The organism is Vibrio sp. R78045 (assembly GCF_042466085.1).
GTDB lineage: Bacteria > Pseudomonadota > Gammaproteobacteria > Enterobacterales > Vibrionaceae > Vibrio > Vibrio cyclitrophicus.
In genome coordinates, this window is the sequence record NZ_JAXHBS010000008.1 from 267,507 (window position 1) to 292,831 (window position 25,325).

At 43.8% G+C, this 25,325-nt stretch carries 26 protein-coding genes and 1 other RNA gene; 9 read left to right on the forward strand and 18 right to left on the reverse strand.

Annotated features, from left to right (window positions below; genetic code table 11):
* Positions 1-15: 15 nt before the first annotated feature.
* From SJY39_RS03710 to SJY39_RS03720, 3 genes are all read right to left on the reverse strand, one after another.
* A complete protein-coding gene (locus SJY39_RS03710; RefSeq protein ID WP_010435653.1) occupies positions 16-573 on the reverse strand; it encodes a YggT family protein in 558 nt (185 codons plus the stop codon).
* A gap of 76 nt (positions 574-649) precedes the next feature.
* Positions 650-1,468: a pyrroline-5-carboxylate reductase gene (gene proC / locus SJY39_RS03715; protein WP_010435654.1), complete on the reverse strand. Its 819-nt coding sequence runs from the start codon at positions 1,466-1,468 to the stop codon at positions 650-652.
* A 112-nt stretch (positions 1,469-1,580) separates the two neighbouring features.
* Positions 1,581-2,285 (reverse strand): YggS family pyridoxal phosphate-dependent enzyme, encoded by a 705-nt coding sequence (locus SJY39_RS03720; RefSeq protein ID WP_010435657.1) that lies wholly within the window; start codon positions 2,283-2,285, stop codon positions 1,581-1,583.
* Positions 2,286-2,311: 26 nt separating this feature from the next.
* Here SJY39_RS03720 and SJY39_RS03725 point away from each other — a divergent pair, with 26 nt between their 5' ends.
* Together SJY39_RS03725 and SJY39_RS03730 are read left to right on the forward strand one after the other, a co-directional pair.
* A complete protein-coding gene (locus SJY39_RS03725; protein ID WP_010435660.1) occupies positions 2,312-3,349 on the forward strand; it encodes a type IV pilus twitching motility protein PilT in 1,038 nt (345 codons plus the stop codon).
* A 14-nt stretch (positions 3,350-3,363) separates the two neighbouring features.
* On the forward strand, positions 3,364-4,473 hold the full coding sequence (locus SJY39_RS03730) for a PilT/PilU family type 4a pilus ATPase (protein WP_010435664.1): 1,110 nt from the start codon (positions 3,364-3,366) through the stop codon (positions 4,471-4,473).
* Positions 4,474-4,529: 56 nt separating this feature from the next.
* Here SJY39_RS03730 and SJY39_RS03735 read toward each other — a convergent pair whose 3' ends face one another.
* From SJY39_RS03735 to metK, 9 genes are all read right to left on the reverse strand, one after another.
* A complete protein-coding gene (locus SJY39_RS03735) occupies positions 4,530-4,691 on the reverse strand; it encodes a hypothetical protein (protein ID WP_193838523.1) in 162 nt (53 codons plus the stop codon).
* Positions 4,692-4,789: 98 nt separating this feature from the next.
* Positions 4,790-5,212, reverse strand: a complete 423-nt coding sequence (gene ruvX / locus SJY39_RS03740; RefSeq protein ID WP_004735480.1) for a Holliday junction resolvase RuvX — start codon at positions 5,210-5,212, stop codon at positions 4,790-4,792.
* Positions 5,213-5,260: 48 nt separating this feature from the next.
* Positions 5,261-5,824, reverse strand: coding sequence for a YqgE/AlgH family protein (locus SJY39_RS03745; protein ID WP_016768176.1), 564 nt, complete (start codon positions 5,822-5,824; stop codon positions 5,261-5,263).
* A 116-nt stretch (positions 5,825-5,940) separates the two neighbouring features.
* Positions 5,941-6,891: a glutathione synthase gene (gene gshB / locus SJY39_RS03750; RefSeq protein ID WP_004735482.1), complete on the reverse strand. Its 951-nt coding sequence runs from the start codon at positions 6,889-6,891 to the stop codon at positions 5,941-5,943.
* 9 nt (positions 6,892-6,900) lie between these two features.
* A complete protein-coding gene (rsmE, locus tag SJY39_RS03755; protein WP_016783757.1) occupies positions 6,901-7,632 on the reverse strand; it encodes a 16S rRNA (uracil(1498)-N(3))-methyltransferase in 732 nt (243 codons plus the stop codon).
* Positions 7,633-7,776: 144 nt separating this feature from the next.
* Complete coding sequence (locus SJY39_RS03760; RefSeq protein WP_016792982.1) at positions 7,777-8,508, reverse strand: endonuclease; 732 nt, start codon at positions 8,506-8,508, stop codon at positions 7,777-7,779.
* A gap of 96 nt (positions 8,509-8,604) precedes the next feature.
* Positions 8,605-9,105 carry a SprT family zinc-dependent metalloprotease gene (locus tag SJY39_RS03765; protein ID WP_010435678.1) on the reverse strand — a complete coding sequence of 167 codons (501 nt, stop codon included), beginning with the start codon at positions 9,103-9,105 and terminating at the stop codon, positions 8,605-8,607.
* Between the two features lie 79 nt (positions 9,106-9,184).
* Positions 9,185-9,982, reverse strand: coding sequence for a DUF2189 domain-containing protein (locus tag SJY39_RS03770; RefSeq protein ID WP_010435681.1), 798 nt, complete (start codon positions 9,980-9,982; stop codon positions 9,185-9,187).
* 369 nt (positions 9,983-10,351) lie between these two features.
* Entirely contained in the window at positions 10,352-11,506 is a 1,155-nt protein-coding gene (metK, locus tag SJY39_RS03775) for a methionine adenosyltransferase (protein ID WP_010435682.1), read from the reverse strand.
* A 389-nt stretch (positions 11,507-11,895) separates the two neighbouring features.
* Here metK and tkt point away from each other — a divergent pair, with 389 nt between their 5' ends.
* The 5 genes from tkt (at position 11,896) to mscS (ending at position 18,959) form a co-directional block, all read left to right on the forward strand.
* Entirely contained in the window at positions 11,896-13,890 is a 1,995-nt protein-coding gene (gene tkt, locus SJY39_RS03780) for a transketolase (RefSeq protein WP_010435685.1), read from the forward strand.
* 214 nt (positions 13,891-14,104) lie between these two features.
* Entirely contained in the window at positions 14,105-15,154 is a 1,050-nt protein-coding gene (gene epd, locus SJY39_RS03785) for an erythrose-4-phosphate dehydrogenase (protein WP_010435688.1), read from the forward strand.
* Positions 15,155-15,320: 166 nt separating this feature from the next.
* Positions 15,321-16,484 (forward strand): phosphoglycerate kinase, encoded by a 1,164-nt coding sequence (locus tag SJY39_RS03790; protein ID WP_010435691.1) that lies wholly within the window; start codon positions 15,321-15,323, stop codon positions 16,482-16,484.
* Positions 16,485-16,639: 155 nt separating this feature from the next.
* Entirely contained in the window at positions 16,640-17,716 is a 1,077-nt protein-coding gene (fbaA, locus tag SJY39_RS03795; RefSeq protein WP_010435694.1) for a class II fructose-bisphosphate aldolase, read from the forward strand.
* A gap of 376 nt (positions 17,717-18,092) precedes the next feature.
* Positions 18,093-18,959 (forward strand): small-conductance mechanosensitive channel MscS, encoded by an 867-nt coding sequence (gene mscS, locus SJY39_RS03800; protein WP_010435697.1) that lies wholly within the window; start codon positions 18,093-18,095, stop codon positions 18,957-18,959.
* A gap of 99 nt (positions 18,960-19,058) precedes the next feature.
* Here mscS and SJY39_RS03805 read toward each other — a convergent pair whose 3' ends face one another.
* A complete protein-coding gene (locus tag SJY39_RS03805; protein WP_016768180.1) occupies positions 19,059-19,688 on the reverse strand; it encodes a LysE/ArgO family amino acid transporter in 630 nt (209 codons plus the stop codon).
* A gap of 142 nt (positions 19,689-19,830) precedes the next feature.
* Here SJY39_RS03805 and SJY39_RS03810 point away from each other — a divergent pair, with 142 nt between their 5' ends.
* Both SJY39_RS03810 and SJY39_RS03815 read left to right on the forward strand, forming a co-directional pair.
* On the forward strand, positions 19,831-20,727 hold the full coding sequence (locus SJY39_RS03810) for a LysR family transcriptional regulator ArgP (RefSeq protein ID WP_016793497.1): 897 nt from the start codon (positions 19,831-19,833) through the stop codon (positions 20,725-20,727).
* Between the two features lie 110 nt (positions 20,728-20,837).
* Positions 20,838-21,569 (forward strand): oxidative stress defense protein, encoded by a 732-nt coding sequence (locus SJY39_RS03815; protein ID WP_016796667.1) that lies wholly within the window; start codon positions 20,838-20,840, stop codon positions 21,567-21,569.
* Between the two features lie 119 nt (positions 21,570-21,688).
* On the opposite strand, the gene serA is transcribed toward SJY39_RS03815, so the two are convergent.
* From serA to zapA, 5 genes are all read right to left on the reverse strand, one after another.
* Positions 21,689-22,918, reverse strand: a complete 1,230-nt coding sequence (gene serA / locus SJY39_RS03820) for a phosphoglycerate dehydrogenase (RefSeq protein WP_010435707.1) — start codon at positions 22,916-22,918, stop codon at positions 21,689-21,691.
* Positions 22,919-23,179: 261 nt separating this feature from the next.
* The gene (rpiA, locus tag SJY39_RS03825) at positions 23,180-23,836 is read right to left on the reverse strand and encodes a ribose-5-phosphate isomerase RpiA (RefSeq protein ID WP_009847664.1); all 657 of its coding nucleotides are present in this window, start codon (positions 23,834-23,836) and stop codon (positions 23,180-23,182) included.
* Between the two features lie 102 nt (positions 23,837-23,938).
* Positions 23,939-24,538 carry a 5-formyltetrahydrofolate cyclo-ligase gene (locus SJY39_RS03830; protein ID WP_016788329.1) on the reverse strand — a complete coding sequence of 200 codons (600 nt, stop codon included), beginning with the start codon at positions 24,536-24,538 and terminating at the stop codon, positions 23,939-23,941.
* Positions 24,539-24,544: 6 nt separating this feature from the next.
* Positions 24,545-24,728, reverse strand: a non-coding RNA gene (gene ssrS / locus SJY39_RS03835) — 6S RNA.
* An 11-nt stretch (positions 24,729-24,739) separates the two neighbouring features.
* Positions 24,740-25,048 (reverse strand): cell division protein ZapA, encoded by a 309-nt coding sequence (gene zapA, locus SJY39_RS03840; RefSeq protein ID WP_004735366.1) that lies wholly within the window; start codon positions 25,046-25,048, stop codon positions 24,740-24,742.
* Between the last annotated feature and the right edge of the window lie 277 nt (positions 25,049-25,325).

A 25,325-nucleotide genomic window follows, 5' to 3' on the forward strand; every position in this document is an offset into this window, starting at 1 on the left:
ATGTTCGTACTTGAATTATAGCTGATACCAAATAGGGCCGATCATGTCGCCCATTAGGAAGTTTGCAAACTGCAGTACAATAAACAAAACCAGTACGCTTAGATCGAAACCACCCATGTCAGGAAGGATACGGCGAATAGGCATTAACATTGGTTCAGTCAGTTGATGGAACACGTACTCGATTGGGCTTCGGCCTTGGCTAACCCAGCTCAGGATTGCACGGATTAGTAGAACCCAGAAAATTAAACCTCCCGCCGCTTTGAGCAGAGAAAGGGCGCCAAAGATCAGGAAGCTGATATCAAATACAGCCGCACCGCCAGAGATAATCAAGTTTAGAGCGACGAACTTAAGTACACACAGCACATAAGCGAAAACAACAGTCGCAAGGTCAAGGCTGCCGATTGATGGAATCACTCGGCGTAGTGGGGCTACAACCGGTTGTGTCGCTTTTACGATAAATTGTGAGAACGGGTTGTAGAAATCTGCACGTGATGCTTGTAGCCAGATACGCAAGATCACAACCATGATGTAAAGATCAAAAACGGTCGAGATCAGAAAGCTCATCGAATTCATATTGTTTCCTTTTTCGGATTTACTTGCCGCTTAGGTATAACCCGAACGACATAATGCTTTTGTACTGTAACGAGTATTAAAACAGTTTTTCCATCTCTTCAGCTCGAGCGACTGCCGCTTGCATGGCTTTGGCTACGATGTCTGATAGTTGATGTTCATTGAACGTGCGCAACGCTTCTGCGGTTGTTCCGCCTTTTGAAGTCACTTGTTCACGCAGAGTAGATAATTCAGTATTTGGATTCGCTACCACCATCTCTGCCGCGCCTAATGCAGACTGCTGCACTAATTTACGAGCGGTTTCTTGGTCGAAGCCTTGGTTGATTGCCTCAGCTTGCATCGCTTCCATAAACAGGAAGAAGTAAGCTGGAGCACTCCCCGCTGCCGCAATGATGTTGTTGATACCAGACTCTTGCTCAACCCAGCTGACTTCACCTACAGCTTGCATCAGCTGAGAAGCGAAGTCTTTATCATCTTGGCTGACCGCTGAGTCGGCATAAAGACCGCTCATCCCTTTACCAAGCAGTGATGGCGTGTTTGGCATCACACGAACAAGGTTCAGTTGGCAGTTTAACATCTCATTGAGTCGATTCGCATTAATACCCGCAGCAATTGAGATAACCAGTTTGTTGCTAAAGTCGATGCTTTGTAAGGGGTTACATACATTAGCCATCATTTGTGGCTTCACTGATAATACAACAACGTCTGCTTGCTCAGCTGCGGCAATATTATCGCTGGTAGTATTGATGCCGTATTCTTGCTCTAACGGCAGCCTTCTGGTTTCTGAAGGCGCTGTTGCCGTAATCTTTTGCGCTGGATAACCACTTGCTACTAAGCCCGCTACAATTGAGCGAACCATGTTTCCTGCCCCAATAAAGGCGATGTTCTTATGTTCCATATATAAAATCCTGAGCGTGTCGCTGCGCGGTTAAAGCGAAGCGGTATCAATACTGTATTTTTCGTTGCTACTTGTTGTTGCTTGCTGTAGCTATTTCTTGTTACTTGCTGTGCTATTTCGCGTAATCACGAGCACCGAAAATAGCCGTTCCAATACGAACCATTGTGCTACCAGCCTCAACTGCTGCATCCATATCACCACTCATACCCATCGAAAGGGTATCAATGTCTGCATACTTAGCGACTAGCTTTTGTTGAAGCTTTGCCAATTGAGAAAATGCATTAAGCTGTGATTGATAGTCAGAGACGTTTGCAGGAATTGACATCAATCCTCTTAAAGTGAGGTTAGGGAGCGACGAAATCAACTCTGCGAGTGCAAAAACTGTTTCTTCTGACGTTCCTGATTTGGAATTTTCACCGCTGGTATTTACTTGGATGAGAACTTGCAGAGGTGGAAGCTCGCTTGGTCGCTGATCATTGAGCCTTTGTGCGATTTTATCGCGGTCGACAGAATGAACCCATTGGAAGCTTTCAGCGATTGGACGGGTTTTATTGGATTGAATTGGACCAATAAAATGCCACTCCAAATTTAGATTAGAATGATGTTCTGAAAAGTGTTTTACTTTATCAACACCTTCTTGAACATAGTTTTCACCAAAGGCAACTTGGCCTCCGAGTGCGGCTTCTAGAATCGCATCAATAGGTTTAGTTTTGCTGACGGCTAAAAGTTGCACGGAGTCTGGATCTCGTCCGCACTTTTTCTCAGCACTACGAATCTGTGAGGTGATTTGTTCTATATTTTGTTGAATACTACTCATAGCTGACTTTACTTAAGGGAAAATAAATGGATATCACTGAGTTACTAGATTTTAGTGTAAAGCATAACGCGTCAGATCTACATCTTTCTGCGGGTGTATCTCCAATGGTACGTATAGATGGTGAAGTAAGGAAGCTTGGAATACCAGCTTTGAGTCATGCTGATGTACATCGTTTAGTTTTTGAGATCATGGACGATTCACAACGCGGTGAGTTTGAGGAAAAATTGGAAGTCGACTTCTCTTTTGAATTACCCAATGTTGGTCGCTTCCGTGTTAATGCTTTTAATCAAGCTCGTGGGTGTGCTGCTGTCTTTCGAACTATCCCTGTAGAGATCCCGACTTTAGATCAGCTTGGTGCGCCAGAAATCTTTGAAAAGATTGCGAACTACGAGAAAGGTTTAGTGCTTGTCACTGGCCCTACAGGTTCTGGTAAATCGACAACTTTGGCGGCGATGGTGGATTACGTAAACCGCAATCACAACAAACACATTTTGACGATTGAAGATCCAATTGAATTCGTTCACACCAATAATAAATGCCTAGTAAACCAGCGTGAGGTTCATCGTGATACTCACAGCTTTAAAGCGGCGTTGCGCAGTGCATTACGTGAGGATCCGGACGTGATTCTTGTTGGTGAACTTCGTGACCAAGAGACGATCAGCTTAGCGTTAACCGCAGCTGAAACGGGTCACTTAGTTTTTGGTACTTTGCATACAAGCTCTGCGGCAAAAACTATCGACCGTATTATCGACGTTTTCCCAGGTAGCGACAAAGATATGGTTCGTTCAATGTTATCTGAATCACTACGCTCGGTGATTGCTCAAAAGCTGTTAAAACGTGTTGGTGGTGGTCGTGTGGCTTGTCATGAAATAATGATGGCGACACCTGCAATTAGAAACTTGATCCGTGAAGACAAAGTCGCGCAGATGTACTCGATCATTCAAACGGGTGCCGCACATGGCATGCAAACCATGGAGCAAAATGCGAAGCAATTGATCGCGCAAGGTTTGGTTGATTCGGACGAGGTCGAGAAAAAGATCGAAATTCAAGCCTCTATGTTTTAATCAAGGTGATAAAAATGGAATTGAATCAAATTCTTGAAGGTATGCTTTCACAAAAAGCGTCGGATCTTTACATCACGGTAGATGCACCGGTTCTGTTTCGTGTTGATGGTGAATTGCGACCTCAGGGAGAGAAACTGAATGCGGCTCAGGTTGCGCTGTTACTGGATGCGATGATGGAGCAAGACAGGCGCGACGAGTACAAACAAACGCGTGAGGCTAACTTTGCTATTGTGCGTGATTTTGGTCGTTTTCGTGTTAGCGCATTCTTTCAGCGAGAGCTACCAGGAGCGGTAATTCGACGTATCGAGACTAACATCCCAACCTTCGAACAATTAAAGCTTCCAGACGTACTACAAGACCTTTCAATCGCAAAACGCGGACTTGTGTTGGTGGTTGGGGCTACAGGTTCTGGTAAATCAACCTCAATGGCTGCGATGACGGGGTATCGCAATACCAACCGTTCGGGGCATATCTTGACGGTTGAAGACCCGATTGAGTTCGTGCACGAACATAAAAAGTGCATTGTGACTCAGCGAGAAGTTGGGCTCGATACCGAGAGCTATGAAGTCGCGCTTAAGAACTCGTTACGCCAAGCCCCTGACATGATCTTGATTGGTGAAATCCGTACCCGTGAAACCATGGAGTACGCGATGACGTTTGCTGAAACCGGTCACCTTTGCATGGCGACTTTACATGCCAACAATGCCAACCAAGCGCTAGAGCGTATTCTTCACTTGGTGCCGAAAGAGCAAAAAGATCAGTTCTTATTTGATTTGTCGATGAATCTACGTGGTGTCGTTGCTCAGCAATTAATCCGAGATAAGAATGGTAGTGGTCGCCATGGTGTGTTCGAAATCCTACTCAACAGCCCACGGGTGTCTGATTTGATTCGTAGAGGTGAGTTACATGAACTCAAGTCGACAATGGCTAAATCAAAAGAGATTGGGATGCAGACCTTTGACCAAGCTTTGTATGACTTAGTCGTTGCAGGCAAGATCAGTGAAGAGGATGCGTTCCATAGTGCCGATTCCGCTAATGATTTGCGCTTGATGCTCAAGACTAAACGTGGTGATGACGATTACGGAGTGGGAGCCTTAGCGGGAGTTAAAATTGATATGGGTTAGATCGATGCTAAATGCTGAAAAAACCGCTGTGAAGGCGGTTTTTTGGGCTAGATAAATTAGTGATTGCCGTAACTATTGTTGTTACCAGAATATCCTCGTTCTTTCTCTAATTTAATTTTTGTCGGATATTGTTCACCGGTATAGCCTGCTGAGCCTCCGCTCATTGAACTGCACGCTGTGATTGCTAGAGAGGTGAATATTGCTAGAAAAATTTTCATATGAACTCCCACGTCCTTATTATGACTTGCTCTGGCACTACGGAGTTAAATTCGTGTGGGATCATAAATTAGCTCAAATTTTGCTCACTTAATTTTTGCTAAGAATATTGCGCTTCAAACCAACTTTCTAAAATGACAACAGCTGATTGGTTATCAACATTGCCTTTACTTAGCGCTTTATAGCCACCCATTTCAAAAAGGTCGGCCCTTGCTTCTGTCGTAGAAAGTCTTTCATCATGCAGTTCAACATCCACACCAAAGCGTCCTTTAAGACGGTTTGCGAACTTCTTTGCTCTCGGTGTAATGGCTGCTAAATCTTTACCATGAAGATCGGTTGGTAAGCCAACAACGATAAGGTTTGGCTGCCACTCTTTAATTTGCTTTTCAATATCATCCCAATTCGGGATACCATCTTTGGCTTTGAAGGCTTTTAAAGGGCTGGCTGTGCCCGTGATTTCCTGTCCTATCGCACTACCGATACTTTTTGTACCGTAGTCAAATGCCATAATTGTTCGTGACATGAAGTTTCCAAATTTGTCTGTGTTTGAGGTGTTATTCACTGGTTTGGGCTAAGCATGACCAGCGTCTGCTGAAAGCTGAGCTGCATTAATGCCTAACATCTGCACGGCAACTTTCCAGCGTTCTGAAATTGGCGTATCGAAAATAACCTTTGGATCCGCTTCTACGGTTAACCATGAGTTTTCTGTAAGCTCTACTTCTAGTTGTCCTGGCTCCCATCCTGCATAACCAAGCGCGACCAGATAATGCATTGGTTCATCTTCTGTACCTAACACCATTAGAATATCTTTCGAGGTTGTTACCGAGATTTGATCCGTCATGTTGATGCTGGATTGATAACTGCCTTTGGGTTTGTGCAAAATAAACCCTCGGTCTTCTGCGACTGGCCCACCATTAAGTACTGGCTTATCAAGGCTTGCTTGGTTGGGTTTCGGCTGTTCAGAATCAACCTCAACTTGCTTAAGCATGCTGCCGACAGTGACATCGATAGGGGCGTTGATCATCAAGCCCATCGCACCTTCGTCATTGTGCTCACAAAGGTAGATCACCGAATTTTGAAAATATGGATCTTTCATTCCGGGCATAGCGACCAGAAAGTGGTTCGTTAAATTCATAGAGCCTCCTGCCAGTGTGTTCCCAGTAAAGGAAAAAGAGCGACGTAAAGCCGCTCATTGTTCTTTGCCTAGATATTTTTGTGTTTTCGAATAGCTAAGGCTTTCTTTAGTTTAGGCTATTTAGCGTTAACGCGACGCTCGATTGCATCCATTAATTTACCCGTTACCGAAATATCAAAAGCAGCTTCAATTTCACGGATACAAGTAGGGCTTGTCACGTTAATTTCAGTCAGCTTGTCGCCGATAACATCAAGTCCGACAAAGATTAAGCCTTTCTCTTTAAGTGCAGGAGCAACTGCTCTTGCGATAGCCCAATCGGTTTCACTTAGCGGACGAGCTTCACCTGTACCACCAGCGGCAAGGTTACCTCGAGTTTCTCCTTTAGCAGGAATACGCGCTAGGCAGTAAGGCATTGGTTCACCGTCAACCACAAGAATACGCTTATCACCATTGCTGATGTCTGGAACAAAAGTTTGTGCCATTGCGTAGTTTTGGCCATGGTTAGTCAAAGTTTCAATGATCACTGATACGTTTGGATCGCCTTCTTTCACTCGGAAGATAGACGCGCCGCCCATGCCATCAAGTGGTTTTAGGATCACATCACCGTGTTCTTCTCGAAACGCTTTAATTTTTTCAGCTTTACGAGTTACGATTGTTGTTGGCGTGAGTTCAGGGAACCAGGCTGTGAACAGTTTCTCGTTACAGTCGCGAAGGCTTTGCGGCTTATTGACGATCAGTGCACCATTTTCTTCAGCACGCTCAAGAATGTAAGTAGCGTAGATGTACTCAGTATCAAACGGAGGATCTTTACGCATCAATACTGCATCTAAATCAGATAATGCAATAGTTTGTTCTGATTTGAATTCGTACCAACCATTTGGGTCTTCTTTTAGTTCAACAACCTTAGTGTCAGCAATGGCTACGCCTTGATCTAAATGTAGATCATCCATTTCCATGTAATGGATTTCGTAACCACGACGCTGAGCTTCAAGCATCATGGCAAAGCTAGAGTCTTTTTTGATGTTAATGGATGAAATTGGATCCATTACGATGCCAAGTTTGATCATTTTTTTCTCCTAGCCTAGATCGCCAAAGCGGACTTGTAAGGCAGTAATTGCGGTTAGAGCTGCTGTCTCGGTACGAAGTACACGTGGGCCGAGTAGCGTCTCTTCAAATTTGTATTGTTCTGTCATACCGATTTCTTCAGCTGACAATCCACCTTCAGGGCCAATCAACAGGCGCACCTTGCTGATGGGTTCTGGAAGGGTGTTAATTGAGTATTTTGCACGAGGATGCAGGTTTAGCTTTAACGCTTCACTCGGTTCGCTGCACCACTCTTCAAGTTGCATGATTGGACGAATAACTGGAACCGTATTACGGCCTGATTGTTCACATGCTGCGATAGCAATCTTTTGCCACTGCGCGAGCTTTTTCTCGAAGCGTTTAGTATCAAGCTTAACGCCACAGCGCTCTGAAATCAGTGGGGTAATGGTGTTGACACCAAGCTCAACCGATTTCTGAATCGTAAACTCCATTTTATCACCACGTGAAATCACTTGGCCTAAATGCAAGTCTAACGGAGATTCGCTGCTACGCTCGATACGTTCAGTAACATTAACTGTGACATTCTTCTTTGATACTTCTGCAATGGTTGATGGAAATTCAGCGCCGCTGCCATCAAATAGAAGCACTTCTTGGCCTTCTTTCATGCGAAGGACTCGACCAACATGACCCGCGGCATCTTCGCCTAAAGCGAGTGAACCTAACTGATGAATGCGTTCTGGGTGATGGATACGAGGGATTCTCATGCTGGTAAACCTATAAATATGTTCATTTGGGTATTTTATCTCTGCCTAACATGGATGCTTTTAGTCGAAAAAACAAGGGTAGGGCAAGAGTTTCAGAGGCAATTTTGAAACTCTTGTTTGTTCGAGGTGATTGTGTGGTAGAAGTTAGTTACAAGCAGGGTAGACAAATGGGTTGTGATTACCTTGGATAGCATAGATTCGCTCATCACGAGTACATTCCCATTTATTTACGGGAAATTGCTTGTTCCATGCCATCATCAGGTTCGTTTGCTGCTTAGATAGTTTAAAACCGTATTCTTGGCTCATATAAAGATAAGTTCGCGCGATAGATCCTTTTGCTCGGTCCGGTGGCATAACTTTGCGCTGTTTGAAGTTGACCTGCATTTCACACTGACCATAGCTCACGCCATCCATTCCATTCCACTGACTGAAATTGTAATTGGATCGATCACCGTTAACCTCGCCAATGGCAGGTGTCAGGTTATGAAGATCGGCTTCCATCGATTTGAATATCTTGTCATTTCGAGTGCAGTTCTTACGTCCGCCGTCTTGCCAGCATTGACGCTGGTGGCCGAACTGCCAAGCTGGGACCACATGTTCCCACTCAATTCTACTCGCTCGCTTTTGTTGTTTTCTGACTTGATAACCACAACCATCAAGGTCGGGAATACCTTTCTTTTTGTCTTTCCAAGTAATGTCACAGCCACAATAAAATGAGGTCGGGTGGTCGAGATAAATCTTCACTGCTTCTTTTTTTGCTTTGGAAAATGAGCTCGGTGGTGCCGCGAAAACACTTTGGGTTACCAGTAGGCCCAATACTATCGTTAAGTAAAAAGACATAGGTAGGCCAAATGCTTTGAAGGTGATTTTTTGCATAGAAAAAGACTGATAAAAGTATGATAAACATCAGTCTAGCACTCAAATGTTAGATCTCTCTATTAGATTTATTCTATTGAGTTAATCAACCCCTAACTAGCTTAGTTGAGTCCCCGTAAAAGCTAAGGTTTGCTGGCACAGTTGGCAACGGTAGGTCGATTGGTTTCGAAGTACTTTATTGTGTCGCCTTATGGATAACGGGTAAGTGGTGCACTCACATTGGTACTCAAAGGTTTTCCCTTGTACTGAGGTGATTTCAAAGCTGTGAGTGGTTTTGGCTGGTACGTTAAATACCTTTTCCATTACGTACTTCCATTCATTGCCGTGCGGTCTAACGCGTCCAAAGACTTGATGTGTGATCAGGTGTGCGACTTCATGAGGGATCACTTCGTTGATAAAGGCTTCTTCATTTTCTGTAAAAAGTATTTGGTTGAGCTTAATTTCATTCAGCTGCAAGTAGGCTTTTCCTGCTGCCTTACCTCTTAACTTGTAAGTGATGAGCGGGCATGGAAATACACGTGAGAAATGTTGGTTAGCGGTGGTTAAGCATTCCGCCAATTTCTTATTGGCTCGATGTTGTTGCGGGGTGTATGACAAGCGAGTTAACTCCAAATAAAAGGCCTCAGCATTAACGCTAAGGCCTCATAATAACACTGCTCGTCGATCTCTCTACGATTTATACGTGATGTTTCTTTTTGATGATTTCATGATAAGCATGCCATGTACCATAGCCAAGTAGCGGCATGGTGACGATCATTCCGATTCCGTAGGTTGCAAAGCCCACCAGAATACCGGTACAAATAATACTCGCCCACACGACCATTGCAGGGATGTTCGATTTCACGGCATTAAAGCTAGTGAAAATAGCGCTCATGACATCAACACGTCTCTCCATCATCAATGGAATTGAAAAGGCAGAAATACTGAATATTAGGCTTGCGATAACAAAACCAATCACAGAACCCGTGATTAAAAAGGGAGCAAATTCGGTCAATGGCGCGCCTTGTACTGAAGGGTAGAGTGCGTGCAATAACGCAGCGATACGCATCCAGAATATCATCGCGACCATTAATACAATCGCAAAGGCCCATTGATGGGTAGAATTACGCGTGATGGCTTTCATCGAGTGCAATAGACTAGCGTTGTGCCCTTTTTCTCTTTCCCAAGCAGCGTCATACAAGCCCAGAGCAAGAAATGGCCCTATCAACATGTACACGATCAAACTTGGCATCACGACCAAGTGCGTTCCTTGCCACTGGACAAGTTGAACAATGGCGATTGCCGCAGCCATAAAGCACAGCCCGTAAAACGCGCTGATTAATGGCATTCTCACTAAGTCATGCAGAGCAAGCGACAACCAATGAAAGGGTGCAGAAATACTGATTTGGTTGCAAGGAATGGTGCGAGCATAATCCTGATCGCTGACCTTGTGTTTTTTATCGTTCAGTTCGGATGGGTGCGCGGTACGAGGCATAGATCCCCCTAGTTAAATAACGTCCTAGTTATAATTCCATAGAGCTCAATATTGTGGCTTAAATGAGCATTATGGGATTGAGCTAAAGTGCTCGTTATCGTCCTAGTTATTGTTCTAGCGTTCACTTAACTATTGATATTAGGCTTAACTGCATTGGGGTTAAATGTGAGCTTGATCTGCTAGGAGTTACCTTAACTATTGTCATTAGTACTAGAAAACACAAATTATCAATGGCTTTTTATACTAAGTGGTTAACTGTAAAGAAGGCAGGTAGAGCGAGTTACGCAGAGTAAGGGTTAGATAAGTACATAAAAATAAAGCCCTTACTAACAAGTAAGGGCTTTAAAGAAACAAATCGCAGTGGCTAAATTATTTTAGACCGGCGAAGTCGGCAAGGATTGCTGCTTTGTCAGTCGCTTCCCAAGGGAACTCTTCACGACCGAAGTGGCCGTATGCAGCTGTCTGCTTGTAGATAGGTTGAAGAAGGTTCAGCATTTCTTGAAGACCGTATGGACGTAGGTCGAAGTTTTGACGAACCGCTTCAATAATGATTTCGTGAGCGACTTTCTCAGTACCAAACGTTTCAACCATGATAGATGTTGGATCTGCAACACCGATAGCGTAAGACAGTTGAATCTCACAACGATCAGCCATACCAGCAGCAACGATGTTTTTCGCAACGTAACGCGCTGCGTAAGCTGCAGAACGGTCAACTTTCGATGGATCTTTACCAGAGAATGCACCGCCACCGTGGCGAGCTGCGCCGCCGTAGGTATCAACAATGATCTTACGACCTGTTAAACCACAGTCACCCATTGGGCCACCGATTACGAAACGGCCTGTTGGGTTGATGAAGAAGTTAGTGTCTTTGTTGATCCATTCAGCAGGAAGTACTGGCTTGATGATCTCTTCCATTACCGCTTCACGTAGATCCGGAGTTGTTACTGAATCACAGTGTTGAGTAGAAAGAACAACAGCATCAATACCAACAATCTTACCTTGGTCGTACTGGAATGTTACTTGAGATTTCGCATCTGGGCGAAGGAAGTCAAGTTTGCCGCTCTTACGTACTTCAGCTTGCTTCTTAACAAGAAGATGAGAGTAAGTAATTGGAGCTGGCATTAGGATTGGTGTTTCGTTAGTCGCGTAACCAAACATGATGCCTTGGTCGCCAGCGCCTTGCTCTTTAGGGTCTGCTTTATCGACACCTTGGTTAATGTCTGGAGACTGCTTACCAATTGTGTTTAGAACGGCACAAGAGTCAGCGTCAAAGCCCATATCAGAATGAACGTAACCAATTTCACGTACTGTTTCACGAGTGATTTCTTCGATATCAACCCATGCAGACGTTGTTACTTCACCGCCAACCATAACCATGCCGGTTTTTACGTAAGTCTCACAAGCAACACGTGCTTTTGGATCTTGTTCCAAGATGGCATCAAGAACAGCATCAGAGATTTGGTCTGCAATTTTATCTGGATGGCCTTCTGAAACAGATTCAGAAGTGAATAGGTGCTTAGCCATGAGAGCTCCACTTTTAGTTTTTAGTTGCAATTAGTTTTTAGTTGCAAACAGTTAAATGCAAATAATTTTAGGCATCGCAAGCTAGCAAGCGCTGCCATTAAATACAGTATATTTTGTAGGTGTTTCTACATCTAGACGGCTATTCTAAATTCCAGCGGTCGAATTACAAGCTCTTTTTTATGATATGTCATAACTAAACGTTTGCGTATCGGTCGGTATAAGCCATTGCCAAGCGATGTAAATGTTCGAAAATTGCGAAAAATGACTGTTAAAATGCCAGTAAAACGTTTGCAGTCGCTAAAGTCGTTTGAGAGAATACCCGCGCTAATAAGAATGAAAATTTTAGCATTAATCTCTTTTTTAAATCGCTTATGTACTCAGGAGCAGACATGCCTTCTCGTAAAGATCTAGCCAATGCAATTCGCGCACTTAGCATGGATGGCGTTCAACAAGCAAATTCAGGCCACCCTGGCGCACCTATGGGTATGGCTGACATCGCTGAAGTTCTTTGGCGTGGTCACTTGAACCACAACCCAGGAAACCCAGAGTGGGCTGACCGCGACCGTTTTATCTTGTCTAACGGGCATGGTTCAATGTTGATTTACTCTCTGCTTCATCTGGCAGGTTACGAGCTCTCAATTGAAGACCTTAAGAACTTCCGTCAGCTGCACTCTAAGACGCCTGGTCACCCTGAGTACGGTTACGCTCCTGGTATCGAAACAACGACAGGCCCTCTAGGTCAAGGCATCACTAATGCTGTTGGTATGGCAATGGCTGAGAAAGCACTGGCTGCACAGTTCAACAAAGAAGGCCACGACATCGTAGACCACTACACTTATGCATTCATGGGTGATGGTTGTCTGATGGAAGGTATCTCTCACGAAGCATGTTCTCTAGCGGGTACGCTAGGCCTTGGTAAGTTGGTTGCTTTCTGGGATGACAACGGCATCTCTATTGATGGCGAAGTTGAAGGTTGGTTCTCTGACGATACACCTAAGCGTTTTGAAGCTTACGGTTGGCATGTAATCCCTGCTGTTGATGGTCACGATGCTGACGCTATCAATGCTGCAATTGAAGCGGCTAAAGCAGATCCTCGTCCAACACTTATCTGTACTAAAACTATCATCGGTTTTGGTTCTCCAAACAAAGCGGGTACGCACGACTGTCACGGTGCTCCACTAGGTGCAGATGAAATCACAGCAACTAAAGCAGCACTTGGTTGGGAACACGGTCCTTTCGAAATCCCAGCAGATATCGCAGCTGAGTGGAATGCGAAAGAAGCAGGCGCAGCGAAAGAAGCAGCGTGGAATGCTAAGTTTGACGCATACGCAGCGGCTTACCCAGAGCTAGCAGCAGAATTCAAACGTCGTACTAACGGCGAACTTCCAGCTGAGTGGGAAGAGAAAGCAAACGCAATCATTGCTGACCTTCAAGCTAACCCAGCTAACATCGCTTCACGTAAAGCGTCTCAAAATGCACTAGAAGCGTTCGGTGCGATGCTACCTGAATTCATGGGCGGCTCTGCTGACCTTGCGCCTTCTAACCTAACTATGTGGTCTGGTTCTAAGTCTCTTGAAGCAACTGACTTCTCTGGTAACTACATCCACTACGGTGTACGTGAGTTCGGTATGACGGCTATCATGAACGGTATCGCTCTGCACGGTGGTTTCGTACCCTACGGTGCAACGTTCCTAATGTTCATGGAATACGCGCGTAACGCAATGCGTATGGCTGCTCTGATGAAAGTTCAGAACATCCAAGTTTACACGCACGATTCTATCGGTCTTGGCGAAGATGGCCCGACTCACCAACCGGTTGAGCAGATCGCTTCTCTACGTCTGACTCCAAATATGAGCACATGGCGTCCATGTGACCAAGTTGAATCAGCAGTTGCTTGGAAACTGGCTATTGAGCGTAAAGATGGTCCTTCATCTTTAATCTTCTCTCGTCAGAACCTTGCACAACAAGATCGTAACGCAGAGCAAGTAGCTAATATCGCTAAGGGTGGTTACATCCTGAAAGATTGTGCTGGTAAGCCAGAGCTAATCATCATTGCTACAGGTTCTGAAGTTGAGCTTGCTGTTGAAGCAGCAGCACAACTAACAGCTGAAGGTAAAGCAGTACGCGTAGTCTCTATGCCTGCAACTGACGCATTCGATAAGCAAGACGCTGAATACCGCGAATCTGTACTTCCATCTGACGTAACTGCACGTATCGCTGTAGAAGCTGGCATCGCTGACTTCTGGTACAAGTACGTTGGTTTCGGTGGCAAGATCATCGGTATGACAACGTTCGGCGAATCTGCACCAGCGGGTGAGCTATTCAAGATGTTCGGTTTCACTACTGAAAATGTAGTAAACACAGCGAAAGAGCTTCTTGCTTAATCATTGACTGATGGCCTTGTGCTAACAGTTAAATGAAGGAAAAAACCGAGCGCTGAGCTCGGTTTTTTGTATCTGGGATTTGTTTTCTCCTAGACTCATCTTTATAAGTAGCAGATCAACCTGTCCTAAGTAGACTGAGGTATTCAAGTAATGCCTTTTGGGTAGGATTCAGTTATCATCTGTTGCACGAAATTTTGGTTAGATGTACGGAACTATGCTAAAAGTCGCGATAAATGGATTTGGACGAATAGGGCGTAATGTATTGCGCGCTGTCTATGAAAGTGGCAAAAGCCAACAAATCAAAGTGGTAGCTGTCAATGAGCTTGCTCAGCCTGACGCTATGGCTCACTTATTACAATACGACACCAGTCACGGTCGCTTTGGTAAGAAGATCTCCAACGATCAAGAGCACATCTATATCCACCATGGTATTGGTGCAGAAGATAAAGGCGAGTTTGATACTATTCGTATCTTACATCTTGCTGATATTGAACTGCTGCCTTGGCGTGACCTTGAGGTGGATATTGTTCTCGATTGTACAGGCGTCTACGGTTGTAGAGATGATGGCCTAGCGCACATCGCTGCAGGGGCTAAAAAAGTTCTATTTTCACATCCTGGTGCGAATGACCTTGATAACACCATTATCTACGGTGTGAATCACGACACTATCACAGCTGACCATCGAATTGTTTCCAACGGTTCATGCACGACTAACTGTATTGTCCCTATCATCAAGGTACTTGATGACGCTTTTGGTATTGAGTCTGGGACCATCACGACTATTCACTCTTCAATGAATGATCAACAAGTGATCGATGCATATCATAGCGACCTTCGCCGTACTCGAGCTGCAAGCCAATCCATCATTCCTGTTGATACCAAATTGCACAAAGGTATTGAAAGGATCTTCCCGAAATTTTCTAACAAGTTCGAAGCGATATCTGTGCGTGTGCCTACGGTAAACGTAACTGCGATGGATTTAAGTGTCACAATTAATACAAATGTGAAAGTTAATGACGTAAATCAAACCATTGTTAATGCGTCCCAGTGTACATTACACAATATAGTTGACTATACTGAAGCGCCGCTCGTTTCCATCGACTTTAATCACGATCCCCATAGCGCAATTGTTGATGGTTCACAAACGCGAGTGAGCAACGGCCACCTAGTGAAAATGCTGGTGTGGTGTGACAATGAATGGGGCTTTGCGAACCGAATGCTGGATACGGTTCTTGCAATGCAAGCTTCTGAAGGCAAGAAGTAAGACCTAGAAGCAAATGTGCGGATTATTTATTTTTTAGCTTGAAATAAATACAAAGTATCCACATATTATGAGTAGTTAAAGAATTACCAGTTGAATAATTTATAGGCTTAGCAGGGTTGCTGAGTTTCCAAAACTTTATATTTATTTAAATTTGAGAGGACAAAACATGTCTGTGATCAAGATGACTGACCTGGAACTTGCAGGTAAACGCGTATTTATTCGTGCTGACCTAAACGTACCAGTAAAAGACGGTAAAGTAACTTCAGATGCACGTATCCTTGCATCTCTACCAACTATCAAACTTTGCCTAGAAGCTGGCGCAAAAGTTATGGTTACTTCTCACCTTGGTCGTCCTACTGAAGGCGAATACAACGAAGAGTTCTCTCTAGCACCTGTAGTTAACTACCTAAACGACGCACTAGACTGCGAAGTTAAGCTAGCGAAAGATTACGTTAACGGCCTAGAGCTAAACGCTGGTGAACTAGTTGTTCTTGAAAACGTTCGCTTTAACAAAGGCGAGAAGAAAAACGAAGAAGCACTTTCTAAGCAGTACGCTGCACTATGTGACATCTTTGTAATGGATGCATTCGGTACAGCTCACCGTGCACAAGCTTCTACTCACGGTGTTGGTACTTATGCACCTGTAGCATGTGCTGGTCCTCTTCTAGCTGCTGAACTTGAAGCTCTTGGCAAAGCAATGGACAACCCGGCTCGTCCACTAGTTGCTATCGTTGGTGGTTCTAAAGTTTCTACTAAACTAACGGTTCTAGAGTCTCTTTCTAAAATTGCTGACCAACTTGTTGTTGGTGGTGGTATCGCGAACACGTTCATCGCTGCTGAAGGCCACAACGTAGGTAAGTCTCTATACGAAGCAGACCTAGTTGAGACAGCTAAGAAGCTAATGAAAGAGTGTGCTATTCCAGTAGCAACTGACGTTGCATGTGCTAAAGCTTTCGATGAAAACGCTGAAGCTGAAATCAAGCACGTTTCTGAAGTTCAAGACGACGACATGATTTTCGACCTTGGTCCAGATTCAACGGCTGCTCTTGCTGAAATCATCGGCAATGCAAAAACTATCCTTTGGAACGGCCCTGTAGGCGTATTCGAATTTAAGAACTTCGAAGCGGGTACTGCTGGTATCTCTAAAGCAATCGCTGAATCTGCAGGTTTCTCTGTAGCCGGTGGTGGTGACACGCTAGCAGCTATCGACAAGTTCGGTATCAAAGCTGACGTTTCTTACATCTCTACTGGTGGTGGCGCTTTCCTTGAGTTCGTTGAAGGTAAAGTACTTCCTGCAGTAGCAATGCTTGAAGAGCGTGCTAAAGCATAATTGATTCAGAAAGGCGAGATGTGAATCTCGCCTTTTAACGTTTGCGGCATATCACACTTTTTTGCTAGAATGGCACAAGTTGTGAGCAAACGATTGCAAGTTTTTGAACTTAAGTTTTTTAATCTTAAAACGATAGAATAAATAGGACTATTTCCATGTCTAAGATCTTCGATTTTGTAAAACCTGGTGTGATTTCTGGCGATGACGTACAGAAAGTATTTGAAGTAGCAAAAGAAAACAAATTTGCTCTTCCTGCTGTAAACGTTGTTGGTACTGACTCTGTAAACGCAGTACTAGAAGCAGCTGCTAAAGTTAAAGCTCCAGTAGTTGTTCAGTTCTCTAACGGTGGCGCTGCATTCTTCGCAGGTAAAGGCGTTAAACTTGAAGGTCAAGGCGCACAAGTTCTTGGCGCTGTAGCTGGTGCAAAATATGTACACGCTGTAGCTGAAGCTTACGGTGTTCCAGTTATCCTGCACACTGACCACGCTGCTAAGAAACTTCTTCCATGGATCGACGGTCTACTAGACGCTGGTGAAGAGTTCTTCGCACAAACTGGTAAGCCTCTATTCTCTTCTCACATGCTAGACCTTTCTGAAGAGTCTCTAGAAGAGAACATCGAAACATGTGCTAAGTACCTAGAGCGCATGGCTAAAATGAACATGACAATCGAGATCGAACTTGGTTGTACTGGTGGTGAAGAAGACGGCGTTGATAACTCTGATATGGACGCATCTGAGCTTTACACTTCTCCAGAAGACGTAGCATACGCATACGAGAAACTAATGGCTGTTAGCCCACGTTTCACTATCGCTGCTTCTTTCGGTAACGTACACGGTGTTTACCAAGCTGGTAACGTTGTACTTACTCCAACTATCCTACGTGACTCTCAAGCATACTGTGCAGAGAAGTTCGGTATTGCACCTAACGCTCTAAACTTCGTATTCCACGGTGGTTCTGGTTCTTCTGAAGCAGAAATCCAAGAGTCTATCGGCTACGGTGTTATCAAAATGAACATCGATACTGATACACAGTGGGCAACTTGGGATGGTATCCGTCAGTACTCTGCTGACAACTTCGACTTCCTACAAGGTCAAATTGGTAACCCAACTGGCGAAGCTGCTCCAAACAAGAAGTACTACGATCCACGCGTATGGCTACGTGCTGGTCAAGCTTCAATGGTTGCTCGTCTAGAGAAAGCATTTGCTGACCTTAACGCTGTAGACGTACTATAATTCTTTGAATTAAGTACTCTTTAAGTTTTTAAAACCCGCTCATAGAGCGGGTTTTTTTATGTCTGATAAAAACTTGTATTAAATATGTGAAAAACCTAGCCTACGGTGAATAAATTTCGTAGTCTTTTAGTTATCGGTATTTGTGTTTATTAGTAAGTTTTATTAATTCAAAAGCTTACATAAATATGACTTTGCAATCTGTCAAAGATAGGATATCGTGCCGAAAAACTGAACTTGGTTCAGTTTATAAAAAGGACTTGGCTTTAATTTACTTTTAACACAATGACTTAACAGAGGTTAATCTTTTTCGTTATCGTAGAGTAAGTTTGGCTTAAGGCAGTTTAGCCCATAGCATATTATATAGAGGATGCACATTATGGCTGATAGTTCGACAGCAATTGAAACCCCACTTGTGGACGGCTTGTCTCACGCTGAGCAGTGGTTAACAAATAATTCAGACCTATTTATCCAATATGGCGTAAATATCATTTCTGCACTGATAATTTTATTTATCGGTAACATCATCGTTAAAGCAATAGCGAATAGCGTGTCCAAGGTTCTTGAGAAGAAGAAAATGGACCGAGCTGTTGTGGAGTTTATCCACGGTTTAGTTCGTTACTTGTTGTTTGTTATTGTTCTTATTGCTGCACTTGGTCGTCTAGGTGTTCAAACTGCATCTGTGGTCGCTGTTATTGGTGCTGCTGGTTTAGCGGTAGGTCTTGCACTACAAGGTTCGCTATCTAATTTTGCTGCCGGTGTACTTATTGTTGCATTCCGTCCATTCAAGTCAGGTGACTATGTAGAGATTGGTGGTGTAGCAGGTTCGGTTGATTCTATTCAAATCTTCCAAACAATCCTAACAACGCCAGACAACAAAATGGTTGTAGTACCTAACGGCAGTGTTATCGGTAGTCCAATCACAAACTACTCTCGTCATGCGACGCGACGTATTGATCTAATGATTGGTGTTTCTTACAACGCTGATCTTCAGAAGACAAAAGCGCTACTGACTAAGATCTGTGAATCTGATGAGCGTGTACTAAAAGAACCTGGCGTTCAAGTTGGTGTTCATACACTTGCTGATTCTTCAGTTAATTTCGTAGTTCGTCCATGGGTTAGCACGGCTGACTACTGGAGTGTTTATTTCGACCTGATGCAAGCAATCAAAGAAGGCTTGGATAATGAAGGCATCGAAATTCCATTCCCGCAAATGGATGTACACATGAATAAAGTAGAAGCTTAATCTCTAGTTCGTTTTTATAGCGATAAGCTTTTATAAAGAAAGGCGGATAACTTAAGTTATCCGCCTTTTTTGTGGGCTACGTTTTGTTTTGAAATCAGGTTACACGTATTGTTCAACTAGTCCGTTGGCAAGTACAAACGCAATAGCAAACATCATAGCCGCTACTGCGATATCGATGCCTTTCTTAACATTCGGTTTAGATAGCGTTGGGCCTAATTTTGCAGCGCCTAGTGACAATGAGTAAAACCACACGAATGAAGCCAAGATCGTCCCCATAGCAAACGCAATTCTGTCATTACCTTCAAATTGCCCACCGATTGAACCTAGAATCACTACGGTATCCAAGTAGAGGTGCGGGTTTAACACGGTCACCGCTAACGCACCTAAAACAACGGTACGCTTGCCACGAGCCAGTATCTCACCCTTTGATTCATTACTTGTACGTGTTCTAAATGCACTACGTAGTGATAACAACCCATAGACCGTTAGAAAGGTAATACCACCCAAAGTGACAGAGGTTAACAACAATTCATTTTGCGAAAGGATCGCTCCTCCGCCAAAAATACCCAATGAGATAAATAAGGTATCGAGCAGGCTACAAATTGTCGCTGTCGTTAAATGATGATTGCGCTTTATCCCTTGATTTAGGACATACGCATTTTGAGCGCCAATAGGGATGATCATGCTCGCCCCTAGACCAAAACCTTGTAATAAAACCCAAAAATTCATTTTAACCTCCACTTATTTAACGATATTTATGTGCTATATGGCGAAGATACTCTGACCCTTTGAATAAGTATAATTAATGATTTTAATCTATTATTAGAGTTGCTAATGTAAAGGATGATTAGGTTAAAAAGGAAGCAAGTTGATGCGTGGGTTGGACTATAAGTGGATAGAAGCACTCGATGCTGTGGTAAAACAACGCAGTTTCGAAAGGGCCGCTGAGCAGTTATATATTTCTCAATCAGCGGTGTCACAGCGTATCAAGCAGCTCGAAAAGTGGATAGCACAGCCGGCTTTAGTGAGAGAAAATCCACCAAGGCCGACACCGGCAGGTAAAAAGCTTTTGGGTTTATATCGTCGAGTTCGCTTACTAGAGCATGAGCTTGTACCTGAGCTAATGAATGAAGAGGGTTCTCAACCATTATCGATCTCTATCGCAACCAACGCTGATAGCTTAGCAACTTGGTTGTTACCAGCATTATCGGATGTAATGACGTCGCGTCAGGTTGAATTGAATCTTGCGATTCATGGTGAATCGAGAACCATTGAGAAGATTAAAAGCGGTGAGGTTGCAGGGGCGATCAGTTTAGAGTCCCAAGCGATTCCGGGCTGCAGTGCAGACTATCTGGGTAGGATGGATTATGTGTGTGTATCTAGTCCGGATTTCCATGAACGCTATTTTTCTGAGGGTGTAAATTACGTAACGCTCAGTAAAGCTCCGGCTGTTTCTTATGATCAATACGATGATCTACATAAGAAGTTTTTGCATGATCATTTTAATGTACCAAGGGACAGCGTTATTAATCATACGGTCGGCAGCTCGGAAGCATTTGTGCGTTTGGCGCTGTCAGGTGTTGCTTATTGTTTGATCCCTCGATTGCAGATCATTGATGAGCTAGAGTCCGGTGTATTGATCGATATTACGCCCGGCTTTTTGTTGTCTTATCGAATCTATTGGCACCATTGGCAACTAGAGAGCGGGGTATTAAAAGAGATATCTCAAGCGATATTAAGCTATACCCACAATCACTTACCTCAGTAAGCTGTTGGTTTTTACAGCGTCAAAGTTGTGTTAGAAGTCCTTCCGTGGGATTGGTTATGTTACAAATTGCTCTATGATAAAAGAACATTTGTTCAGCATAGGTCTACCTAATGAAGTTTGTACCAAAGATGTTAGCAACGTCTCTTACTCTTACTCTTACTCTTACTCTTACTGTTGCGTTGAGTTCTGTGAGTTTTCCATCATTGGCTAACTCGCCATCTTTTCCGCATATCTCAACGACGGGCTACGGTGAAGTGATCGCAACACCAGATATGGCGACATTTTCCGTGAGAGTCGTAGAATCGACGATGACTGCTGAACAGGCTAAAAATACCGTTGATAAAGTGGTGACTGGTTTTCTTAACAAGCTGCATCAAGCTGGTGTAGATGAGGCGAGTGTGCACAGCTCGAACCTCTATTTATCGCCTCAGTACCATTACCCTAAAGATGGTAAGCCTGAATTGGTGGGCTATAGAGCTTCACGTAATGTGACAGTTCAAGTGAATGAGTTAGCAAATCTCAATGAGTATATGGATATTGCTATTGGGCAGGGCATTAACCAGATCGATAACATCCAGCTTCAAGTTCGTGACCAAGCTAAGTATCAAGAGCAAGCGCGTTTAGAAGCAATCAAAGATGCAAGATCAAAAGCCAAATCATTAGCGAGCGGTTTTGAACGAGAGTTAGGTGACGTTTGGCGCGTAGATTACAACGCACAATCTTCTCAGCCTGTATTGATGCGTTCAATGGCGATGGATGCAAGAACCGAGTCGAATTCTTATGAAGATTCGACGATCACCATTCGTGACCGAGTGAATGTGATCTACCAACTAGAAGAGTAGTGAGCGTACTTCAAAGAGTCGTTAGATCATCATGATCTATTTACCTACGGTAGACTAAATACTAAAAAGGCTCTCATTGTGAGAGCCTTTTTGTTGTTACTTAAGATCTAATTCGATGATTAGTGAAGTAAACGAGCGCGGATTGTGCCTTCAATTTCTTTCAACTTAAGCAGTGCTTCTTCTGAACGGTTTGCTTCTACATCAATAACCACATAACCCATATCTGCTGCAGTCTGTAAGTACTGACCTGCGATGTTAATCCCTTCTTCAGCGAAGATGGTATTAATTTGAGTTAGGATTCCTGGGCGGTTTTCGTGAATGTGAAGTAGGCGAGAAGTACCTGTATGCAGTGGCAATGATACCTCTGGGAAGTTAACGCTTGATAGTGTTGAACCGTTATCTGAGTATTTAGCCAACTTACCTGCAACTTCTACACCGATATTCTCTTGTGCTTCTTGTGTTGAACCACCTACATGAGGAGTAAGAATCACGTTATCGAATTGCATCAATGGCGACTCAAATGGGTCGGCATTGGTTTTTGGTTCTGTTGGGAATACATCAATTGCTGCACCTGAAAGGTGACCAGAATCTAGAGCGCCACACAGAGCCGGAATATCGACTACAGTACCGCGTGCTGCATTGATAAAGATAGAGCCAGGCTTCATGCGCTCGAACTCTTCTTTACCCATCATGTTCTTCGTTTCATTGGTTTCAGGTACGTGTAAAGAGATCACGTCACACTTATTCAGCAATTCAGTCATGGTATGGACTTGAGTTGCGTTACCTAGAGATAGTTTGTTTTCAATATCGTAAAAGTAAACGCGCATGCCAAGGTTTTCCGCAATAATCCCCAGCTGAGTACCAATGTGGCCGTAACCAATAATACCGAGACGCTTACCACGAGCTTCGTTTGAGTTATCGGCACTCTTTTTCCAAATGCCGCGGTGAGCAAGTGCGTTCTTTTCAGGAATACCACGTAATAGTAGTAGAACCTGGCCAAGAACCAGCTCAGCCACGCTTCGAGTGTTTGAGAACGGAGCATTGAAAACAGGAATACCGCGTTTTGCTGCCGCTTGAAGATTGACTTGGTTAGTACCAATACAGAAACAACCGACTGCAACTAGCTTTTCAGCTGCATCAATCACTTCTTGGGAGATGTTTGTGCGAGAACGGATACCAATGAAATGAGCATCTTTAACTGCTTCAAGAAGTTCATCTTCAGGTAGCGAGCCTTTATGGTACTCAATATTTGTGTAACCAGCGGCTTGCAGTACTTCTACAGAAGAAGGGTGAAGACCTTCCAGAAGTAGAATTTTAATCTTTTCTTTTTCCAGTGAAACTTTGGCCATTGTTCTCGTCCTTAAAATGGAAAGGTTGGGCAAATGCGGCGCACGTGCTACAAAATGGCTGAAAGGGGAACAAATTCACCACTTTGTCAGGAGACAAACGTTTTCCCTGTGCGTCTTCTGAACAATAAAGTAACAAAAAAAAAATGTTTTGGGTAAGAAAATTACGGAATAAGACATAATTTTACAGACAGAAAGCAAAAAAAACGGCGCCCTTGGGCACCGTATGTAATGAAGTAACAGAAAAACTCAATTTTCTATTATTTATTCTTCGATTTTTGCACCTTCAGGTGTGCCAGTGATTACCACATCAGCACCACGGTGAGCAAAAAGACCAACCGTCACCACACCTGCGATACCATTGATGATATCTTCCAGTTGTTTTGGATTTTCGATGGCCATGCCGTAAACATCTAAGATCACATTGCCGTTATCGGTTGTGCAGCCTTCGCGGTAAACTGGGTCACCACCAAGTTTTACTAGTTCACGTGCAACGTATGAACGTGCCATCGGGATAACTTCAACAGGCAGTGGGAATTTACCCAATACATCAACGGCTTTAGTACCGTCAACAATACAAATAAACTTATCAGAGATCGCCGCTACGATTTTTTCACGGGTCAGTGCAGCGCCGCCGCCTTTGATCATGTCACGTGAACCGTTAATCTCATCTGCGCCGTCGACATAGATGTCTAGTTTGAACACGTCGTTGCACTCAAAAACTTTGATTTCTAGTGCTTCTAATTTTTCAGTAGAGGCTACAGAGCTTGAAACCGCACCTTTGATTTTGTCTTTCATTGTGCCAAGTGCGTCGATGAAGTGATTTACTGTAGAGCCAGTACCTACGCCGACAATGCTGCCTTCTTCAACATATTGAAGTGCTGCCCAGCCAGCTGCTTTTTTCATTTCATCTTGAGTCATGCCATTCTCCTGAATAAGGTCTTGCGCTTTGAATTAATCGTTCGCGTATTGAAGTTAACGTTTATATATCGAGGTTAACGTTTGCGGCGCGATTATAGCGCTTTAATGGTTGTTTTCCCATTGCCAAGTTTTACTCGGAGTCACGATTTTAGGTAACGGAATGTCCCATTCTTCAATCGGTAGGGTATCAACATGCTGGCAATCATGAGCTAAACCAATGGGAGTTGCGCCTTCCCCTGTCTCGAACCACTTCGCCAAGGTGCGATCGTAATATCCGCCGCCCATACCTAGGCGATGGCCATGGGAGTCAAAGCCGACAAGGGGCGTAAGAATAAGGTCTAGTTGTTGGCACGGCTTAACGAGCAATTTATTGAGCTGAGGTTCGACAATACCGTATTTATTCAACACAGTGGGTGTGGTTGGCGAGTAGTGCAGGAACAGAAGATGTCCGGCAGAGAAGGGGTGTAATACTGGTAAATAAGTTTGCTTACCTTGCGCCCATAACCATTCGACTAAAGGCTGAGTATCGAGTTCGCCATCAATGGAGATATAGAGGGCAATATGTTGAGCTGACTGAATCTCATTGAGTTGAGAACATTGCTTTACTAAGTCGATACCGGATTGAGTTTGTTGTTCGCCAGATAAGGCATTGCGTTTGATACGGATCTGTTTGCGAAATTCGCTGCGTGTGAGCGTCTTCATAAGAAGGGATACCCCAAAGTGCCGTTGAGAATAGATGGCCCTTGAACCAGCGAGTTCAAGGCGGATCAGCAATGATTACCGTAGGCTTCTCGGTCAGGCCGAGCATGCTCAATAGCACTCAAGTACTAACCCTTAGGGATTGCTTATCGGCTCGGGGACGTGAATCCTCTGACAAACACTCCAGGGTAAATTTTGTGTACGCTATTGCTGTCCGTGCTTAACTTTACTGAGAACATCTGAAAGTGATGTCGTGAGCTGTTCCATTCGCTCGGTCAGTGCGTTTTGTTCGTCATTTGCTTCAAACTTCTTGGTTTGTAATTCGTAGCAAATATTCAGAGCTGCAATCGTTAGCAGCTTCACTTCATTGGTTACCTTAGTACGTTCAGCCATCTCTTTCAATCGATTATCAAGATCGGCCGCCGCTGCAATCAATGACTCTTCTTGCCCTGGGGGACAATTCACTCGAGTCAGTTTTCCTAATATTTCAACGTCTACCGCTTGATTACTCATGATGGATGAACTCTTTAACGCGCTATTTTTAAGGCTGCTGCTCTTTATCATTTTTTTTAAAAGAAAAAGTGCAAGTACCGATGAGGAAGCAATCTCCTCTGAGGGAGAAACTATAGGTAAACCGCTATTAAGATTCAAGCTTTTCAGAGTGACTGTTTGTAAATGAGAGCTTGAGCACACAGTAATTCAGCAAATTGAACAATTGGTAGTCAGTCATCCTTCAATTGCTCAGGATCGATGCTTACCAGAATTGGGGTGAAGTGGTACGATTAAACTA

What these genes read in the sequence shown, in the direction of transcription:
- SJY39_RS03710 (WP_010435653.1), bottom strand. Translation starts at nt 573, where the DNA reads ATGAATTCGATGAGCTTTCTGATCTCGACCGTTTTTGATCTTTACATC.
- proC (WP_010435654.1), bottom strand. Translation starts at nt 1,468, where the DNA reads ATGGAACATAAGAACATCGCCTTTATTGGGGCAGGAAACATGGTTCGC.
- SJY39_RS03720 (WP_010435657.1), bottom strand. Translation starts at nt 2,285, where the DNA reads ATGAGTAGTATTCAACAAAATATAGAACAAATCACCTCACAGATTCGT.
- SJY39_RS03725 (WP_010435660.1), top strand. Translation starts at nt 2,312, where the DNA reads ATGGATATCACTGAGTTACTAGATTTTAGTGTAAAGCATAACGCGTCA.
- SJY39_RS03730 (WP_010435664.1), top strand. Translation starts at nt 3,364, where the DNA reads ATGGAATTGAATCAAATTCTTGAAGGTATGCTTTCACAAAAAGCGTCG.
- SJY39_RS03735 (WP_193838523.1), bottom strand. Translation starts at nt 4,691, where the DNA reads ATGAAAATTTTTCTAGCAATATTCACCTCTCTAGCAATCACAGCGTGC.
- ruvX (WP_004735480.1), bottom strand. Translation starts at nt 5,212, where the DNA reads ATGTCACGAACAATTATGGCATTTGACTACGGTACAAAAAGTATCGGT.
- SJY39_RS03745 (WP_016768176.1), bottom strand. Translation starts at nt 5,824, where the DNA reads ATGAATTTAACGAACCACTTTCTGGTCGCTATGCCCGGAATGAAAGAT.
- gshB (WP_004735482.1), bottom strand. Translation starts at nt 6,891, where the DNA reads ATGATCAAACTTGGCATCGTAATGGATCCAATTTCATCCATTAACATC.
- rsmE (WP_016783757.1), bottom strand. Translation starts at nt 7,632, where the DNA reads ATGAGAATCCCTCGTATCCATCACCCAGAACGCATTCATCAGTTAGGT.
- SJY39_RS03760 (WP_016792982.1), bottom strand. Translation starts at nt 8,508, where the DNA reads ATGCAAAAAATCACCTTCAAAGCATTTGGCCTACCTATGTCTTTTTAC.
- SJY39_RS03770 (WP_010435681.1), bottom strand. Translation starts at nt 9,982, where the DNA reads ATGCCTCGTACCGCGCACCCATCCGAACTGAACGATAAAAAACACAAG.
- metK (WP_010435682.1), bottom strand. Translation starts at nt 11,506, where the DNA reads ATGGCTAAGCACCTATTCACTTCTGAATCTGTTTCAGAAGGCCATCCA.
- tkt (WP_010435685.1), top strand. Translation starts at nt 11,896, where the DNA reads ATGCCTTCTCGTAAAGATCTAGCCAATGCAATTCGCGCACTTAGCATG.
- epd (WP_010435688.1), top strand. Translation starts at nt 14,105, where the DNA reads ATGCTAAAAGTCGCGATAAATGGATTTGGACGAATAGGGCGTAATGTA.
- SJY39_RS03790 (WP_010435691.1), top strand. Translation starts at nt 15,321, where the DNA reads ATGTCTGTGATCAAGATGACTGACCTGGAACTTGCAGGTAAACGCGTA.
- fbaA (WP_010435694.1), top strand. Translation starts at nt 16,640, where the DNA reads ATGTCTAAGATCTTCGATTTTGTAAAACCTGGTGTGATTTCTGGCGAT.
- mscS (WP_010435697.1), top strand. Translation starts at nt 18,093, where the DNA reads ATGGCTGATAGTTCGACAGCAATTGAAACCCCACTTGTGGACGGCTTG.
- SJY39_RS03805 (WP_016768180.1), bottom strand. Translation starts at nt 19,688, where the DNA reads ATGAATTTTTGGGTTTTATTACAAGGTTTTGGTCTAGGGGCGAGCATG.
- SJY39_RS03810 (WP_016793497.1), top strand. Translation starts at nt 19,831, where the DNA reads ATGCGTGGGTTGGACTATAAGTGGATAGAAGCACTCGATGCTGTGGTA.
- SJY39_RS03815 (WP_016796667.1), top strand. Translation starts at nt 20,838, where the DNA reads ATGAAGTTTGTACCAAAGATGTTAGCAACGTCTCTTACTCTTACTCTT.
- serA (WP_010435707.1), bottom strand. Translation starts at nt 22,918, where the DNA reads ATGGCCAAAGTTTCACTGGAAAAAGAAAAGATTAAAATTCTACTTCTG.
- rpiA (WP_009847664.1), bottom strand. Translation starts at nt 23,836, where the DNA reads ATGACTCAAGATGAAATGAAAAAAGCAGCTGGCTGGGCAGCACTTCAA.
- SJY39_RS03830 (WP_016788329.1), bottom strand. Translation starts at nt 24,538, where the DNA reads ATGAAGACGCTCACACGCAGCGAATTTCGCAAACAGATCCGTATCAAA.
- zapA (WP_004735366.1), bottom strand. Translation starts at nt 25,048, where the DNA reads ATGAGTAATCAAGCGGTAGACGTTGAAATATTAGGAAAACTGACTCGA.